Here is an 18,037-nt window from a genome sequence, read left to right as displayed (position 1 = left end):
TTCAATCTCAAAACCAAATTCACACCTAAATCTGATGTAAATTTAGCTTAATTGAGCTTTAAAATAAAGTTTTGAAGAATAAAAAACGATGAAATAATATTCTTTTAATAAATAAATTTAGACTAAAAAAAATTGTATACGGTATTTTATCTTTTAAATCTGAATAAATGGATTTTATCAAAAAAATATAGACGCACTAGCAAATAATAATAATGAAATCAAGCAAAGGCCTGATCCGAACTAAGGTTTAATTCTGAGACAAATTGTTCAAAATCTGCATAATCTATTTCTTTAATCATCATGATAAGCACATGAGCCAATTCCTGTTTACAAACTGAAACAGCGTATTTGAACTTTTCTTGGTCCAAAGGATAAATACGTTTTTCATCAAAAATTCTCTGCAAAGGAGATTTTAAGGTAGATTTCACTACGAGTTTATCAGGATTGGTACGATCCAGATTGATCAAAAATGCACCATGTATGGATATAATCTGCATAATGTAATTTATAGTATAATCTATAGAAGAAATGTTTTTATTCAGATTCTTAACACCAAATGTATCAATATCAAAGTTTAAAAAAAATACCCTGTACAGGGTATTTTTGACATAGTACGGGATAGAAACAATTTAAGCCCTGAAAATACGAACGCATTTTAATTACCCCACAGCAATTTCTAGAGATATTTCAAAGCAACCCTGAGTGCGTGGCTAACTCCATCTTTGGATATCTCCATTAGGGATTCATTTATATATTCTGTTTTTCTTAAAATATTTTCATAATTTTTTTTTTGAAAAAACGAACTAAATACCACGCTTTTCTCAATAGTGGGAAGCATTAAAATGAAATCAATTATTCACTACTAAAGTTTAAAATCATGAATCTGTTAGCAATCTTCGTTTTTGGGGTTTCTTGCCTAATGAACAGTTTGAATGGTGAGTCTAAAAATCCCGATTTAGTAGAATTTGAGGTAATTGAAAAAAGAACCGAGAATAATGGAGTTTATTACAGTTACACAATAAAAAATGTGGGAGCTACTACAATCCCTCCAAACAGTTATAAAGTCTTTTTTAAAGTAAATGGCAAGACTATAAGTTTTGATAAATCTACATCAGAAATTAAACCGGGAAAAACTATTGTTTATGAATCCCAAAAATCATTTTACAAAAAAGGGGAAGGTAATATTCATTATTCCCTTGAGGTAAAATTTTCTGATTCCAATATGGAAACCAAGGCCTTGAAGGGTGAATCAATTTTTTAATTACATTTAATATTTAGAAGTTTTGCGACGAGCGATTGCAGTAGTTAAATGAACATTTTCATCGAATAAAGTAAAATACAAATCTAAAGTGTTTTTGTCGAAGTCTCTTTACCTAATTCCGAAAGCGAAAAAAGGGGAAAAGGACAAACTTATTTTGGAAGGTAATATTCCGTAGAACCTAAGCGTATCATTATCGCCCCTCCCCTTCTTTAGTCTACCAAAAGTCAGAAAATCGCATGTTCTTAAAGAGCACCTATTGTCGCTGATTTAGCTATTTCAATGTCCTCCGCTACCTGATCTCTGATAAGTGCCCAATGAAATAGGTTATCGTCATTTCTATCATGGCTGCTGCCATTGGAATGGGTTAGTGGCATGTCTTTGTATAGCGGTCGGGAAATGGTAATGATTTCATCCCAATAGTGAAGAGCTTTGGTAAAGGAGGTAATAGCTTCTGCTTTATGCTTGTCTCCCAGACCTTTTCTGTACGATTGAAGGGCAATGGAACCCTTTAATTTTTCCGCTAGATGCAGGCCTAAATTGGCCCAGATTTGAATGTCCGCCACTTCATATTGCAAGGACAGGTTGTTTTCAAAAGCAATTCCTCTTACCAACTCCATGGCCTTTTGGCAGTCCTCTTCCAATGATCCTATCAGAATTGGAGGGGTAATTTTTCCCGACCCAAAACTTTCATTCGCTTTGATACCGTCAACATAATCTTTGACTGAAATATAGTCGGGATCCAAAGTCGGCTGATTGATCAAATTATTGGCAGAAATGTACTGGGTTTCATCCCCTATCAAAGCCATAAAGCCTTCCCCATACAATGTAAAATCCCACCTGGAATCATAAAGAGAACCGATTTTCAATTGGGTGGAGGATGCCAGTGACATAGCCTCCAACAAACTCTCGCCTTCAGCACCATACTTTCTTTTATAGAAAGCTTTGAAAACCTCATTCGGTGTCTCTGGATTATACAACAATCTTCCCCAAAGTTTGTAAAACAGCCACTGTCTTTCGAATGCAAAATCCCAATCCACTGATCCTTCGATCGCGGTGAAATAGTCTTTGGCAGGGATATAGGTTTCAGAACCTATAAAATAACCTCCAACATAGGACTGGCTATTTTCAGCAATATGTTCTCTGATAAAATCGGGTACACCCCACCTCAGGGCAAAGAAATCCTCATTTCTGGCCGTATAGGTGATTTTGTATCCTTCCGGAAGGGGATTGTAAAAGGTATCGAACATCTCTCCGCCATGTACCTTGACCAACTTTGGTGTAGAATGAGCATGCGACCAGTTGTACTTCAGGTCCGCATATATGGGACCATCTATAAAACCCATCTTTGCTTCCCTTTCTATGGCCTGTCTGGTCAGCCTTTCCAATTCCACACTTGTGGCACCAAGGGACTCAGTAGTGCTGGAAAAAGGAATTCTATGTACTAGTTTGGAAGGTCTTCCCGCCAATCTCATCCCCTCAATGTAAGTATCAAAGATCCAATTTTCTCTTTGTTGCGGAGTCATGCCTGCCATACCTTCTCCAAGTGTCAACCCAAACCCTGTCAATTCCGGATATTCCTGAAGCACTTGGGTAATACTTTCTCTCGTGTACCTTTTGACAATCTCAGAGGTGTCACCAGGCACATAATAATGAGGGTATACATTTTCCTTCGCTACCTGATGTGCTTCGGCAAACTCATGACTGACAAAAATATTAAAAGGAATAAGGTAGGTGTCAATAGCCCTTTCTTTTGCCATCTTGAAAATGGATTGATGGAGCTTTTTCCATTTCTCCATTTCCCTATCATTGAATGGGCTTGCCTCCGGAAAATTCTTGGGCTTGATCATAAACACAAAAGGATGCAGGTTCCAGATCGAGAGGGAGTTGAACCTGTTTTCCACCATCATGTCCAAAAAAGCCTCCCAATACTTTACATCCTTTAAGGTCTCTTCATGGAGATCAAGGGCCGAACTTGGCCTGTAGGAATACCAAGATGTGTTATGTTTAATGGCTCTTAAAGGATAATGCGGACGTTCAGTTTTGTAGGAGACCTCCTCCAAAGTGACTCCATTTTTCAATGACTCCACCAAAGACATAGCTCCATAGATAAGCCCCCTTTCATCTCCACCCAATATTGAAATTTTATTGTCCTCCTTTTTTATTATGTAGGATTCCGCTCCTACCTGCGAAGATGCTATATCCAAATTAATTAGGTACTGATAATCTTTCCCACTGGTATTCAGGGTATAACCCTGTGATATTAAAGCAGGCTTTAATTTGCTTACGGCATATTTTGTCTCCGGGGACGCTTGATCAAAAAAAAGATAGACAGACTGACAATAGGTTTCTGATACGAAGAGGATGGAAAATAAAAAGACAATCAAAGATATTCTCATAAGAATCTAGTAATAGGTTTAGGTCATTTATAATAATAAAAAAATGTATAGCAAACTATTTGCTTAAATAAAAACAAGGTAATTTGATGAACTTGCATTACTTTGATAGGGGGTTTTTGAGTGACAAATTTTAACAGGACATGCGTTTAGAGATGAAATCAAAACTGAATTAACAGATAAAAAATAATGATGAACCAAACCTTAGCCAATCGATTAGATGAAGTCTTACTCAATGGGAAATGGGTTGCAAATACCAATTTAAAAGATCAGATAACGAGGACAAGTTGGGTACAGGCAATTGAAAAGGTGGAAAACCTGAACACCATAGCACAATTAACATTTCATGTCACCTATTATTTAAAAGGCCTGGTGAATGTATTTGAAGGTGGTGCTCTTGAAATCAAGGATAAATACAGTTTTGATATGCCTGAAATCAAGTCTGAGGAAGATTGGAAAAGCATGGTGGACGAATTTGTAAGTAATTCGGAAAAATTCATTTCTCATGTGTCAAAAATGGATGATGATTTCCTGCACAAAGTTTTTGTCAAAGAGGAATACGGGAGCTATCTAAGAAATATCGAAGCTCAAATTGAACATGCATATTACCATTTAGGTCAAATCTCTCTGATTAAGAAGTTGATAAAGAAATAGCGGAATGAGACCTATCAATTCAATTTAAAAGCTTGACGAACCAAAAGTTGCCAAGCACCTTCTTTATTGATCCAAACCATACAATTCCCAATTCTTACAGGCACAATTTCTCCGTTTGGCATCACACCGTCTGCTACAAAAATATGCCGGACAATTGCTGTATTGGCTACAATGGAAACAGTTTGTTCGCGGCCTTTTATATTTTTTAGGTGAATGGGTTCGCGTTTTATAATCTCATCCACAAATGCTTCCTTACTCTGGATCAATCCGGAAGAATGCCCGTAACTTAAATCTTCAGAAAGCAAGCGACTTAAGGTTTCCCTATCACCGGACTCCATTACCTCAAACAGTTTATTTACAGCTTTCTTAACATCATTGGCAGGTAAAACTGATTGAGAATAAGCTTGGCTTGCTGTAAAAAAGAAAAATAATAATGAGATGAATATTTTCATATTTTGGTTTTTAATTTGTTTAGGATTTATAATGCGTCCAAATTTTTAAGGAAAGGTAAAACACCAATTCAACTACAGGCAAGTGGACATTGGAACAAATCAGCTGACTGTTTTTCCAACCTTTTTGGCAGGTATTTCTACAGGTTTTCTATGCCAATAAGACGCCAAAATCGAGCCAGTAACATTCATCAGTGGTCCGAAAACAGCAGGCCCCAGACCAACGGTTGCAATTTTACCCATTTCTTTAGCAATACCGGAAGCAAGTCCGCCGTTCTGCATACCGACTTCAAGTGCAATAGTTCTGCAATCCTGTTCATCCATTCGGAACAGTCTGCCTGCCCAGTAGCCTAATGAATAGCCACTGAGATTATGAATTGTGACCAATATAATTAAAAGAGGCCCTATATCAAGGAGACTGTCTCTTCCCGCAGCTGTGATTACAACCAAAATCAAGGCTATCCCGACCATGGAAACAACTGGCATGGCATCATCAAGCCATTTGGCTTTGCCTTGAAAAAATTTATTGAACAATAAACCAAAACCTATTGGTATCATCACTATTTTGATAATATCCATCATCATCTTCCACACTTCGACTTCCACAAACTCTCCAGCCAACAACCCCATTAGGGCAGGCGTTATAAATGGAGCAAGCAATGTAGTCACTGCGGTAATTGTAATGGAAAGTGCCAAATTTGCCTTAGCCAAATAACTCATGACATTAGATGCCATACCACTTGGAGAGCAGCCTATGAGAATTATTCCCGCAGCTATTTCAGGAGGGAAGCCACTGCTTTTAGCAAGGGCGTAACCAACAAATGGCATAATTGTAAATTGGCATAAAATTCCTATTATGACTCCTTTTGGCATTTTGACAACACCTTTAAAATCATTAAAACTCATAGATGTTCCCATCCCAAACATAATGATCTGTAATAAAGGAACAATCAAACCGCCCATCTGAAAGCCGTTGATTTCAACAAAAATGGCAGGATAAAACATTGCTGCAGTCACTGAAGCAAATATCATTATCGTGTAGGTGTATCCTTTAAATTGTCTTTTTTGCCTGATGGCAATACTCAAGGCCATCAAAGAAATTATCCAAAAATAACCTGAATCAGCCAAGCTATTTAAAGCCCAAACACCAATACCCAATACGAAAGAAATAATTGTAATAATACTTGCTAACTGATATAATTTCTTTTTCAAACTTAAATCATTTTAAATAAACAGAGCTTAAAACTCCAAATTTTCAAAATCCTTGCTGGAACACTACTTTAACCTAGGATTCCAAGCGTTTAATTTAAAAACATCAACTGTAAGTCCGGTCGTGTGATCGCTTCTCATCCCAGTCCGGAGTAGGCTCAAAATAGCTTGAATCTGATTTATTGAGATGTTGTTTTACAACCTCATCATTGAGCTCTATACCCAATCCTGGGGCTGTTAGGGGAACATTGGCATAGCCATTTTCTATCATTTTAAAACCTCCTACAGTATGAACCATATCTTCCCACCATGACAGATCAACCGAATGGTGTTCCAATGCTAGAAAATTCTGTGTTGCTGCCGCACAATGAACGTTTGCCATAAATGAAACAGGGGTGCCAGCTTGGTGCATGGCCATTGCTATTCCTTTTTCTTCTGCATAATCACCAATTTTTTTGGTCTCCAATAAACCTCCTGAAGATGCCAGGTCAGGGTGCACAATATCAACTGCTTGGTTATCTATTAAATTTTTAAAGTTTTCCAAAAGATAAATGTCTTCACCTGTAGTGGTCGGTGTCTGAAGGGTATCAGTAATCATCTTATGTTTTTCCCAATGTTGCCATGGCACCATATCCTCTAACCATGCTAACCGGTACTTTTCCAGAGCCTTTCCAAGCCTGATACAGTTATTGTAATCAATATGACCGTAATGGTCTGTGGAAATCGGGATTTCATAGCCAACCATATTCCGGATGTTATCCACTATTTTCGCAAGTTCATCCAAGCCTTTTTCTGTAATCTGAATCCCTGTAAAAGGATGCATGGTGTTGGCATAAGACATGTAACCTCCCTGCCACTGACTAGAGCCTGATTTTAAGATTTCTGGGTTTACTAGACACCCAGGAATATCTTTAATTTCATTGATGGATACATCCATTTTCAACCAAGTGTATCCTTGATCTTCTGTCCTGAACTTTATTTTTTGCTGTTGATCTTCCGAATCTTTACCTTCGGGGGTATCAGCATATAATCTCACAGTATCTCTATAACGGCCACCTAGAAGTTGCCATGCAGGGATATTGTAAGCTTTCCCACAAAGATCCCACATAGCCATTTCAACAGCACATACCCCTCCTGCTTGTCTGGCAGGCCCCCCAAATTGCTTAACAATTTTAAAAATCCTTTCAACATTACATGGATTCTCTCCCAATATCCGACTTTTCAGCATTAATGCGTAACGAGGATCTGCACCGTCCCGAACTTCACCTAAACCATAAATTCCCTGGTTGGTGTCTATTCGGATGATTGCAGTCCTACCCAAAACCGAGGTGACACAATAGCGCATATCGGTAATTTTCAAATCCGTAGGACTGGAAAACCGGTTGACATCGCGGGAGGTCTCGGCAAGTGTATCACCTAGAGACAAGCCCATCAGAGCGCTCAGGCTGACACCGCCAAGGGCAGTTTTTTTCAAAAAATCTCTTCTTTTGTTTAGTGTGCTGGGATTATCAATCTCAGCTTGGCGCTGGAGCACATATGCTTTTTCCCTTTTTCTGTTGTCAGATATGAGTTGTTGAAGACTATTTTTCATGATGCTATAAATTTGAGGGTTAATGGTTTGTAATAAATTAGTTAGACTTCACAGTTTACCAATTTCTTTCTTTCAGGAATTCATCCAGGTCAGCTCTTCTCATCGGCAGGTCTTCTTTTTTGTTTACCCATTCCAGGAAATCCTTCACAATAGGCTCACTCCATTTGCTGTCAATTTCTCCTGCTGAATACTTCCCTTCTTTCAGTCTCTGTATTCCAAATTGGTCTCTGAGCATAATAAACTCTGCATTGATAACAAGATCAGCTAATAGGTGAGCCGGGATAAATACTACACCGTATCGATTTGCCAAAACGGCATCACCAGGAAGAACTGTAGCCCTTCCTATTCTGATGGGGTAATTGATCGTGGTCAGCATCATTTGCTGGATATATGAAGGATCGTGGCCCTTTATCCATCCGTTGAAACCTTCTATTTCCGAAAGACCTGCCATATCTCTGACAGAACCATAGAACACGACACCTCTTTTGGACTTGGCATAAATGGCATTACCCAAATTATCACCGATGAGGGTTCCATCCACTATCTTCCCATAGCTGTCAGCCACGTAAATATCCCCTTCCTGAAGGATGTCGATAGGCCATGAATTGGTCCCTCCAGTCTGGACTCTTCCTTCTTCTTTACCAATCTTTTTGACCAGATCGTTGAAATCGTTTCTCAATGGCATATACTGGGCAGTGACAGCTCGACCAGTCATAACCCTATCATCATCGATGATTATCCAATCATTTTCAAATTGATTTTGATATCCTTTATTTCTCAAATAACCCCATGCTTCTTCCACAGATACCTTTTCAAGTCTCATCAGCAATTCATCGGAAACCTTGGGCCGTCCGTCAGGGAAACGTTCTCCCTTAAATTCGGGTGATAGACTTTTCAATTGACCTTCCGTCGGGGTAATTTGCTGTGCCTGAACAAGCCATGAAAGACAAATTGCAAGGCCTGTGAAATAGAAATGTTTCATTTGTTTATCATTTGAGTTATTAGGATCACTTGGAATACTGCATACCTGACTCCCATTCAATTGGGAAATAATGACAAAATGATTCATCCCATATTTGTCTAATTTTTTGAATGGAGAGTATTCACAATCAGTCTGAAATGGGCAGTCTATCCTGCTTAGATTTAAGCAAAAGTGAATTGAAATTATCAATCATAGAAATTGTTATTCAAAGAAGGGAACATCTTTGACTGCATACTTCCGCATGCCTTCTTCGTTAATTTCCACTCCAATTCCCGGCTTTTCTGAAAGAGTGATAAAACTGTTTTCGGTACGGGGTCCATCATAGGTAACTATATCCTTCCACATCTCATCTTTGTCCATGTAAATCTGCCATTCCATAATCTGGAAGTTGGGTACTGAAGCGCAAACATGACAGGAAGCCATTGCCCCTAGAAAAGATGCAACCATGTGAGGAGAAAAAGGAACATAGTAAAGATTCGCAAGGTTGGCAATTCTCTGGCCTTCCCCAAGCCCGCCAGCTTTTTGGAGATCTGGCATGATGATATCGACTGCACTCTCGGAAAGTAATCTGGTGAATCCATAAGCAAGGTAAATATTTTCTCCAGTGCAAATAGGCGTTGTAGTCTGGCTTGTAATGGATTTATAAACTTCGGGATTGTCAGCAGGAATTGGTTCTTCAAGCCACATTAAATTAAGGTCCTCATAGAGTTTAGCCATTTTCAATCCAGTGACAGCATCATAGCGGCCATGCATATCAACACAAATATCTATATGTGGACCGACTTCCTCCCTCACTGCTGCAATTGCATTATACATTCTTTCGATTTCGGCTGGACTTGCAGTCCAGTTGAACCTATCGTATTTATTTGGGTCCCGGCCATCATCTACGTCAAATTTAACAGCATTATAACCAAGAGCTACAGCATCCCTTGCAGCTTCCGCATAATCTGACGGTTGGGGATTTGTTGATGTATACAATGCTGTATCACAATAGACTCTGATTTTATCTCTAAACTTTCCACCGAGCAACTGGTAAACAGGAACTCCATAAACCTTACCAGTCAGATCCCATAGGGCTGTTTCAACAGCTGTCAAAACAGCCACATATACCCCAGATTGGGCTCCTCCGAAAAATGCTGCCTTACGCAATTGTTCAGCGATACGGTTTGGGTTTAAAGGGCTTTGACCTTTGATCATGGCCCCCATTCGTTTTACCAAATGGTATGTTCCATGAATGGCATCCACTGCCTCTCCGCAGCCCCAAATATCCTGATTGGTATAGATTTTAACATAGAGTGCACCTCTAACATAACCACATTTTAAGTCTGTGATTTTGAGATCAGCAGGGTTTGAATAGTTATTTTGCCTTTGAACTGCATTAGCTAAGCTATCACTCATACTTCCTAGCATAGCACCACCTGTAAGGCCTGCAACAAGGCTTTTCTGTAGAAAAGATCTTCTCCCGTTTTTTGCTTCTTTCATAGATGTTTTTTTTATGGTTTATAGACTTACCAAGTCCGGTTTTTAAGAATTTCTTGAATTTGTTCTTTAGGAACAGGAAGCTCATCGATATGCTCATTCAACCAAGCTGAAAAATCCCTTTCAATTTCATCCGACCACCGAGTATCAATCTGGCCTGCAGTATAGACTCCGGCACGTAGGCGCTCGTGACCAAACATGTCCCTTAAACGTACTACTTCAGAAGTTACTACAACTCTTTCTGCCAAATGAGGAGGTATAAATGAAACTGCTCCATCTCGACCAAGGACTACATCGCCTGCCATGACAGTTACCTGTCTTATTTTGGTGGGCTTATTGATACCTATCAACATAGTATTCAGATTATCTTTTTGATTATGATGGGAAGGATGATAGCTGGTGAAAAACGAGGTGAATCCTCCAATTTCCCTTAGGCCAACAATGTCCCTGATAGATCCATCATAGACAATTCCTTTACCAGTTTTGGCAAATATTGCATTACCAACATTATCACCTATAGTAGGTCCATCCAGGTGTATTCCGAAATGATCCACCACATATACATCATCCTTTATTAAGATATCCACAGGCCATGAATTCTGACCACGTTTACCTTCCTTTTTCCCTCGCTCATCAATAGCATCATGGATATCTGGCCTTCCGGGCATAAACGTTGCTGTTACGGCCCTACCTACCAGTACACTATCAGGATTGATCAGTTCCCAACCGTCTGCATATTGGTATTTGTATCCGGCATTTTTCATAACCGCCCATGCTTCTTCATGGGTCACATCTTTCATTCGTTCCAAAATACCATCTGAAACTTTTGGCCTACCGTCGGTATATCTTTCTCCCTCCCAAAGAGGGGTTAGGAATATCATTTCTTCACGAGAAATCTGTTGGCAAAAGCTTTGAAATGTCATTGACAGACACATCAAAGTCAAAATTGATAATCGGTACATTAAAATCATATTTTGCAGGTTATTGGATTAATAGTTTTAAAGAACCCGGGCTTGAAGATTCAAGCCCGAGCAAATCAATTAGGGTGTATGCCACCATACTCTTGTTTCAAGGTTGTCAGGCCCTTGCTGACTTATGGCTTGTCTTACATTTTCTTCATTCACTGAAATTTCTGAATTAGGATAAGTCAGCCTGTTGATAAATTCTACTTCTCTACCAGGATAAGGGTTTGGATCAAGGGCTGGAAAACCACTTCTTCTGAAATTTGCAAAAGCCTCTGGTCCATTCAATAAGGAAGAAACCCAGTATTGCGTATTGATCAATTCCAAAGCAGCACTATCATCTAAAGGGTTGGCTGCCAAATAAGCAGCAATCTCTTCTTCTGGGATAACAGAATCTTCATCATAGGTACCTATCTGTTCCATGTGCAGACGGATTCCTTCAGAATAATAACTAGCCGCATCGCCAGCTATCCAACCTCTGATTACAGCTTCAGCCAAAAGAAGGTTTGTCTGGGATGCAGTGACAATAAAGTTTGGGGCATTGAGTTTGGTGATTCTTCTTCTGTCAATTTGGGTAAAGTCATAAAAACTGGCCAAACCCAGACTTTCAGCTCTTTCAACAGCAGTTACATTGTCCAATCCCATGGGCATGCCAATCTGGACTTCTGGAGCAAAGTTTTGTCGGTCTACAGTGTGCTCTGTTCCTGATGTTGCTCCCACATACCTTACTGCAATTGCCTGCAACCTGGGATCATTATTCTCCTTGAGGTAATTGACAAAAGGTTCAGCCATATACACATTTGCCGCTTCAGTAGCGTTCAGTGTATTTCCTATTGGATTAAGGAAGTTATTGTCATGCCTGACCAGTGCATTGTCCTCATTGTTTAAAATGACACCTCCAGCAAATGCAGTCTGGACGACCTGACTGGCCCTAGAGGGGTCAACTCGGCTCAGACGCATCCCAGCGCGCAATAATAGGGAATTGGCAAACCTTCTCCACTGGTCAACATTTCCACCATATAAAATTTCTCCTGACTCTACGTTACTCCCCGCTGCACCTAAGGCAGTGGATGCTTCAGTCAATTCCCTGATAATTTCTCCGTATATGAACTCAGGAGAATCATATTCCGGAAAAAATATCTGTTGTTCGGAAAATCCCAAACCTGCCTGGGAATATGGTACCCAACCATAAGTATCTGTCAGTACCATAAAGGCATTGGCCTGAAGAATACGGGTCATATGATAAAGATCCTGCCTGGTAGGATCATCCTGTATTCTCCGAATGATATCTTTGGTGTTTTTGACAACCTCTCTGTAATAAACTTGCCAGTTATTTTGAGTTGAAGCCCTGTTATCCTGATTGTAATTAGCTCCAGTCAAAACACCAGAGTTAGGTGAAATCAACTGCTGGACAATTCCAAGTTCGTATACCATCGTTCCAAATGAAGATGCTGACGAATTGATAATAGCCTGATTCAGCTGATATGCCGGATTGATATTTGTTGCATCAACCCTGTTGGTGTTCCACTCATCAAAGTTCTGGTCACATGATGAAACAACAAGCAACACTAACGCAATAATTAAATGATATAATCGCTTTTTCATGATAGTGTCAGTTTAAAATTTAACATTAAGATTGAAGCCTAACCCTCTGGTGCTGGGCAACCCAGTAGATTCCAGCCCTACAACGTTATCTGAGGTGTATCCAAAAGATTCAGGGTCTATATTATCTACCCATTTCTTGAGAAGGAATACATTGTTAGCAACCAAACTTAACTGCATTGAACTGAAATAACGGTTTTGCGGGAATACGCGGGCCAAATCATAGCCGAGTGTAATTTGACGTAACCTCCAGAAGCCCGAGTCATAAATCACAGGTTCCACAAGGCCCTGGGATCTGACCACTTCCCAATAGGTCTGTACAGGGGCAGCCACAGTATTTACTTCCCCGCTCTCCGTAACCCCTTGGCCTACAACTCCACCTTCTCTTCCTTCTAAAGTCATTTTATGAAGGCCATGTCTTACAGCATTAAAATTAGTACCTGATAGCATGGTACCCCCAAGGCGGAAATCCACCAAGAAGGAAAAGGATATTCCATTGTAGTTGAAGGAGTTGTTGATACCACCAACCCATCTGGGAAGTGCACTACCAAAATTGACCAAGTCCTCAGTCCTTAATGGTAAGCCGTTTCCACCAAAGATGATATTACCGGCTTCATCTCTTCTATATCCAAAACCTGCAACCTGACCCATTTCTTCCCCTACTATCTGTCTCAATTCACCGTTAAAAACATGGTTTCCAACTGTAATCCTTTCACCTGGAATATCAGTAAGCAAGCTCAGAACCTTGGTTTTATTGTAGGCTCCGTTTATGGATGTTTCCCAGAGGAAGTTATCTGTCTCAATTGGAATAATCCTTAACAATCCTTCAACTCCTCTATTTCTACTTTGACCACTGTTGATTGCAGTTGTCTGAAAACCGGAGGCATCGGAGATTTGAGCACTTACAATCTGATCAGTAGTCACTTTATTATATGCTGCGATATCCAAGTTTACTCGTCCATCCAAAAACGCCAATTCGAATCCAGCTTCTACTTCAGAAATCCGCATCGGTCGCAGGTTGGGATTGGGCAAAGTGGAACCAAGAGGAAAACCTACAGGCTGGCCATTAAAAAGATTTGCATTTACACCATAAAATAAAACGTCAGAATAGGGAGCCACATCAGAATCACTTCCCACTTCTGCATAAGCGAGTCTGAATTTACCAAAATTTAAAAACCGGTTAGGGACCAGGTTCTCAGTGAACACATAACTCAATGCGACTGAGGGGTACATGATACTTCGATTTTCTTCCGATAAAGTAGAGAACCAGTCATTTCTTAATGTACCGTTTAGGTATAGTGTTTTGTTATAGGAGAACTCCGCAAATGCAAATAGGGAGTTAACAGACCTTTCGGAGAAATTATAAATGGGATCTTTAACCCTACCATTTTGTACAGTATATAAATCCCTGATAATAAAGTCCGTAACTTGAACACTGTTTCGATCTGAAGATCTATACATATGATTACCTCCTACATTGAGGCTTGCCTCAAAGTCGCCAAAGGCCTGTTGGGCTGATACTATAAAATCAGCATTAACCTCTCTAAACCTTCTGGACTCCTGAGTGTAAATCCCATTTACAAAACCCGCAGGTGCAGGTGCTCGTGAAGCTTGTCCATGAGGAAAATTGTTATAATCCTGATCACGAGACCAAAAATCCTGTCCGATTCTTCCTTGAACATAAAGCCATGGTAAGATGTCATATTTCAAAGACACATTTCCGAAGATCCTATCACGTTTGATATTTTGAAATTGTTCATTGAGGGTAAAATAGGGGTTTGTACGATTCCTAAACCTCGAATAAACAGCTTCATTACCATCAGCGTCCAAATAATTGTCTCTAAGCACATCGAGAGGCATGGAATTCGCCATGTTATAAAGCGCTGTTGGAATTGAATTATCCTGTTCTGCTACGTTTGGTGGATTTCTGTTTTCTTCAACTGAATAATTGACGTTACCTCTTATAGTTAATTTTGGAGTTATGTCATAGTTGAATCCTAGATAGACAGTTTTTCTGTTAAAAGAGTTATTGGGTACAATCCCCTTGCTATTCATATCTGCAAAAGAAAATGTAAGTCCTCCATTATCTCCTCCTGCCGAAATAGAAATCGTATTGGTCAGGTTTTGTCCGTTTCTGAAAAACTGATTAATCATACCGCGGTTTGGCACGTAGGGAACAGTGACACCATCGAACAAAACCTGAGTCATGCCTGATTGAAACCTTTCTCCAAAAGACCACTGTCCTGAAGTTGGATTTGGGCTTGTCGGTCTTATTCCACCTTCACCCTGTCCATATTCATATTGATAATCTGTAAAATCCAGAGGTTGTTCGTTGGTGTAGTTTACATTGTATGTAACACCAATTCCCTTCGTTTTTGCACCGCTTTTTGTGGTGATCATAATGACTCCGTCCTTTGCCCTGCTCCCATATAGAGCTGATGCAGCAGCACCTTTCAAAACAGTCATGTCTTCAATATCGTCAGGATTAATGCTTGAGAGTCCGTCTCCACCATCTGAGGTCATACCCCCTCCTCTATTTCCAATAGCACCATCAGCACCCTGATTACCTGGGTTCGTACCAAAATTCGTATTATCAATTGGAATACCATTGATAACAATAAGTGGATTGTTCTGGCCTGATAGGGAGGATTGACCACGAATCCTGATTTTTGAAGTTCCACCAGGACCTGTGCCCATTGGAGAAATATTGACTCCAGCCACTTTCCCAACCAGGGCATTCATCATATTTGGGGTACGGTTGACAGTTAGTTCTTCTGACTTCACACTGGAGGTTGCATAGCCCAGGCTTCGTGCTGACCTTTGAATACCTAAAGCAGTAACCACTACCTCTTCAAGCCCCTGTGTATCTTCTTCCATGACAACATCAATTACTGACCTGTTGCCAATTTCAATGAACTGGGTACTGTAGCCAATATAGGAGAACACCAGGGTAGCACCATCAGGAGCCAGAATTTGATATTTTCCGTCTATATCAGTAATCGCACCTGTAGTTGTTCCCATCACAGAAATAGCAACACCGGGAAGAGATTCTCCTTCCTGATTGGTTACTGTTCCGGTCACCTCGACCTCCAGATTGTTGATCTCGATTTCAATCTGCCTGGAATCAGACGGCTCAGGCAAGGAGCGTACGCTAATCACGTTGTTTACCTGTTTAAAATGCAGGCGTCTTTGGCTGGCTATGTCCATTAAAAAATCCGAGACTTTGCCTTCCCTTGCAGAAAGGCTGATCAGTTTTTTATTTTTAAGATTCTTCTGGGTGTAAAAAAAACTATACTCCGTTTTGTTTTCTATCGCATTCAGAATTTCTTCTAGATTGCCTTCCTCGATCTCAAGAGTGATGAAAACTTCATCAATACTTTTGACCTGGTCCATTTTGCTTTCAGCAAATAAAGCGGGGGAGGTTATGGTCAGGAAAAGGGTCACTGAAATGACCAATTTGAAGACCATAATCATTCTTTTGTAAAGGTTTGGTAACATATCTTGGGTTTTTGTTGGTTTACAAACTAATAATTATGGTACTGATCCATAGATGCCTGTTTAAGACAACTTAGGGTACAGAGTAATGGATTAAAATATTTGATTTAAAGGATTTTTTTCATAGGCTTGATTATTTAAAATTCAGTATGACTTTCTTATTTTCGATTGAGTAGTCAAAATCAATGGCATGAGATAAGGACTCTAATACATTGGTTAAATACTCGTGAGGCTTAAACTTTCCTGTACATAGTTCCTTTGGAACACGCATCCCATTTTCAATATGAATCTCCACATCATACCACCTCTCCAATAAATGGAGCACTTCATCCAAAGGCATATTTTCAAATTCTATGATTCCGGATTTCCATTGGCCAATTTTTTTTACATCAATTTCTTTTTTGTAAAGCATCTCATTTTCTAATCCGTACCCTATCCCCTCACCCGGCTGGACAAAGAATTTATCATTTGTGTTTTTGGATGATTCTACCACAATTTTACCACTGACCAAGCCTATGAAAATCTCTTTCTTCTCTCGATAGGCATTTATATTGAAGCTTGTACCCAATGCCTGGGTGGAAATTTCATTGGTGATGACAGTAAATGGTCTGAGACTGTCAGAAACCACTTCAAAAAATGCCTCTCCTGTCAATTTTAGTGTCCTGTCATCCTTAAAATTAGACTGATATTGAATTTCACTTTCAGAATTAAGGTAGACTTTACTTCCATCAGAAAGAGTCACTGTAGTTTTTTTGCCTTTTGGAGCAGATTTGATGATATCTGTAGGTTGAATACTTGTCTGATATTCGGCAGGCGGAACGCTGTCTTTATTGAAATAAAAGACAAAAACAGCTGTAAGAAGTAAAAGCAGGGCTGCTGCAACATTTTGCAGATTAAGGCTGAAATGGATTTTCTTCACGGTTTCCCGGCCTTTTGTAGAGCAGAAGTTTTGACGAATTACAGATGAAGGTTCATTCCAATTATCTTCAACCCATTTCTGAAAAGATTTTTCACCGGCAGGAGATTCTAGCCATTCCAAAAACTTTGCAGCCTCTGCCCTGTCCATCATTCCGTTATGGAACTTTTCATAATCCCGATAATCAAATTGCATATTTCTTCTGCTATGTTCTATTGTATATAGCCTCAACCCAGCATATTTACTCAGTGTAGATCGAAGAAAATTTAATTAAATTTTGAAAAATTAATCTGAAACAGTTTTAAAATGGGTTCTAAACGGTAATTGGTAGCATAGATCAATGTGGTTCTTGGGCTAAAAGTAATTTTCATTGGAACATCCTGAATGAGCAATAAATCAGGTACAATTCTTCCCCTCTATTTTAATATGAATGCCAAAAAAAGTACCGAAAGCTTTTTCACCGGAACTGCATACTCTTTATTAATTTCAGTTTGAAGCTTCTTTTTGGCCTGGTAAAAATGATTTTCCACTGTTCTTTTTGAAAGCCCCAGCTTAGAGGCTATTTCATCGGATGTAAGATTCTCCAAACCCTTCCATAAAAAAATCTGCTTTTGTTGCTTGGGCAAATTCTCGATCGCCTTTGAAGATAACATTTTTAACTCTTCATACATCACCTCACTTTCAGTGGCACTGTTTTCGTATTCCTGAAATTTAATAGCGTATTTTTGATAGGCCGTTTTTCTAGCTTCTGCTTTCCCTTTTTTATACAGCTTTGATTTCAAAATCGTGAGCAAGTAAGCATTAAAGGACAATTCGGGGTTGAGATTTTCACGTTTTTCCCAAATGAAAATAAAAATATCCTGAGCCATACCTTCAGCATCTTCTTTGGACACAAACATTCGTCTGGCGGTATGGATCAATTTTGGGGAGAAAAAATCATACAAAGCTGAAAAGGCCTTTCGGTCTCCGGTTTTGGTCTGGAAAACAAGTTTGGAAATATTTTGGGAGTCGAGGTTTTTCATAGGTTTTATGAAAGTAAATTAA

At 39.4% G+C, this 18,037-nt stretch carries 14 protein-coding genes; 2 read left to right on the top strand and 12 right to left on the bottom strand.

Annotation, left to right across the window (positions count from 1 at the left end):
* Positions 1-218: 218 nt before the first annotated feature.
* Entirely contained in the window at positions 219-497 is a 279-nt protein-coding gene (locus A33Q_RS05085) for a hypothetical protein (protein WP_009032432.1), read from the bottom strand.
* Between the two features lie 380 nt (positions 498-877).
* On the opposite strand from A33Q_RS05085, the gene A33Q_RS05080 reads away from it, so the two are divergent.
* On the top strand, positions 878-1,261 hold the full coding sequence (locus A33Q_RS05080; protein ID WP_009032431.1) for a hypothetical protein: 384 nt from the start codon (positions 878-880) through the stop codon (positions 1,259-1,261).
* 242 nt (positions 1,262-1,503) lie between these two features.
* Here the strand turns inward: A33Q_RS05080 and A33Q_RS05075 are convergent, their stop codons facing one another.
* Positions 1,504-3,657, bottom strand: a complete 2,154-nt coding sequence (locus A33Q_RS05075) for a glycoside hydrolase family 20 zincin-like fold domain-containing protein (protein WP_009032430.1) — start codon at positions 3,655-3,657, stop codon at positions 1,504-1,506.
* Positions 3,658-3,843: 186 nt separating this feature from the next.
* Here A33Q_RS05075 and A33Q_RS05070 point away from each other — a divergent pair, with 186 nt between their 5' ends.
* Positions 3,844-4,308, top strand: coding sequence for a DUF1572 family protein (locus A33Q_RS05070; RefSeq protein WP_009032429.1), 465 nt, complete (start codon positions 3,844-3,846; stop codon positions 4,306-4,308).
* 14 nt (positions 4,309-4,322) lie between these two features.
* Here A33Q_RS05070 and A33Q_RS05065 read toward each other — a convergent pair whose 3' ends face one another.
* From A33Q_RS05065 to A33Q_RS05020, 10 genes are all read right to left on the bottom strand, one after another.
* The gene (locus tag A33Q_RS05065; protein ID WP_009032428.1) at positions 4,323-4,760 is read right to left on the bottom strand and encodes a nuclear transport factor 2 family protein; all 438 of its coding nucleotides are present in this window, start codon (positions 4,758-4,760) and stop codon (positions 4,323-4,325) included.
* Between the two features lie 99 nt (positions 4,761-4,859).
* Positions 4,860-5,969 (bottom strand): bile acid:sodium symporter family protein, encoded by a 1,110-nt coding sequence (locus A33Q_RS05060; RefSeq protein ID WP_009032427.1) that lies wholly within the window; start codon positions 5,967-5,969, stop codon positions 4,860-4,862.
* 103 nt (positions 5,970-6,072) lie between these two features.
* Positions 6,073-7,557 carry a mandelate racemase/muconate lactonizing enzyme family protein gene (locus A33Q_RS05055; protein ID WP_009032426.1) on the bottom strand — a complete coding sequence of 495 codons (1,485 nt, stop codon included), beginning with the start codon at positions 7,555-7,557 and terminating at the stop codon, positions 6,073-6,075.
* 55 nt (positions 7,558-7,612) lie between these two features.
* Positions 7,613-8,539: an RraA family protein gene (locus A33Q_RS05050; protein WP_051394820.1), complete on the bottom strand. Its 927-nt coding sequence runs from the start codon at positions 8,537-8,539 to the stop codon at positions 7,613-7,615.
* A 201-nt stretch (positions 8,540-8,740) separates the two neighbouring features.
* Positions 8,741-10,021 carry a mandelate racemase/muconate lactonizing enzyme family protein gene (locus tag A33Q_RS05045; RefSeq protein WP_009032424.1) on the bottom strand — a complete coding sequence of 427 codons (1,281 nt, stop codon included), beginning with the start codon at positions 10,019-10,021 and terminating at the stop codon, positions 8,741-8,743.
* A 26-nt stretch (positions 10,022-10,047) separates the two neighbouring features.
* Positions 10,048-10,980, bottom strand: coding sequence for an RraA family protein (locus A33Q_RS05040; RefSeq protein ID WP_051394819.1), 933 nt, complete (start codon positions 10,978-10,980; stop codon positions 10,048-10,050).
* 78 nt (positions 10,981-11,058) lie between these two features.
* Entirely contained in the window at positions 11,059-12,585 is a 1,527-nt protein-coding gene (locus A33Q_RS05035) for a SusD/RagB family nutrient-binding outer membrane lipoprotein (protein ID WP_009032422.1), read from the bottom strand.
* A gap of 12 nt (positions 12,586-12,597) precedes the next feature.
* Positions 12,598-16,080: a SusC/RagA family TonB-linked outer membrane protein gene (locus tag A33Q_RS05030; RefSeq protein ID WP_009032421.1), complete on the bottom strand. Its 3,483-nt coding sequence runs from the start codon at positions 16,078-16,080 to the stop codon at positions 12,598-12,600.
* A 130-nt stretch (positions 16,081-16,210) separates the two neighbouring features.
* Positions 16,211-17,224, bottom strand: coding sequence for a FecR family protein (locus tag A33Q_RS05025; protein WP_152527378.1), 1,014 nt, complete (start codon positions 17,222-17,224; stop codon positions 16,211-16,213).
* A gap of 185 nt (positions 17,225-17,409) precedes the next feature.
* Positions 17,410-18,015, bottom strand: coding sequence for an RNA polymerase sigma factor (locus tag A33Q_RS05020; RefSeq protein WP_009032419.1), 606 nt, complete (start codon positions 18,013-18,015; stop codon positions 17,410-17,412).
* Between the last annotated feature and the right edge of the window lie 22 nt (positions 18,016-18,037).

Source organism: Indibacter alkaliphilus LW1, assembly GCF_000295935.2.
In the GTDB taxonomy this organism is placed as follows: domain Bacteria; phylum Bacteroidota; class Bacteroidia; order Cytophagales; family Cyclobacteriaceae; genus Indibacter; species Indibacter alkaliphilus.
The sequence above is the reverse complement of the archived record's forward strand: the minus strand, read 5'-3'. Positions and strand labels throughout refer to the sequence as shown.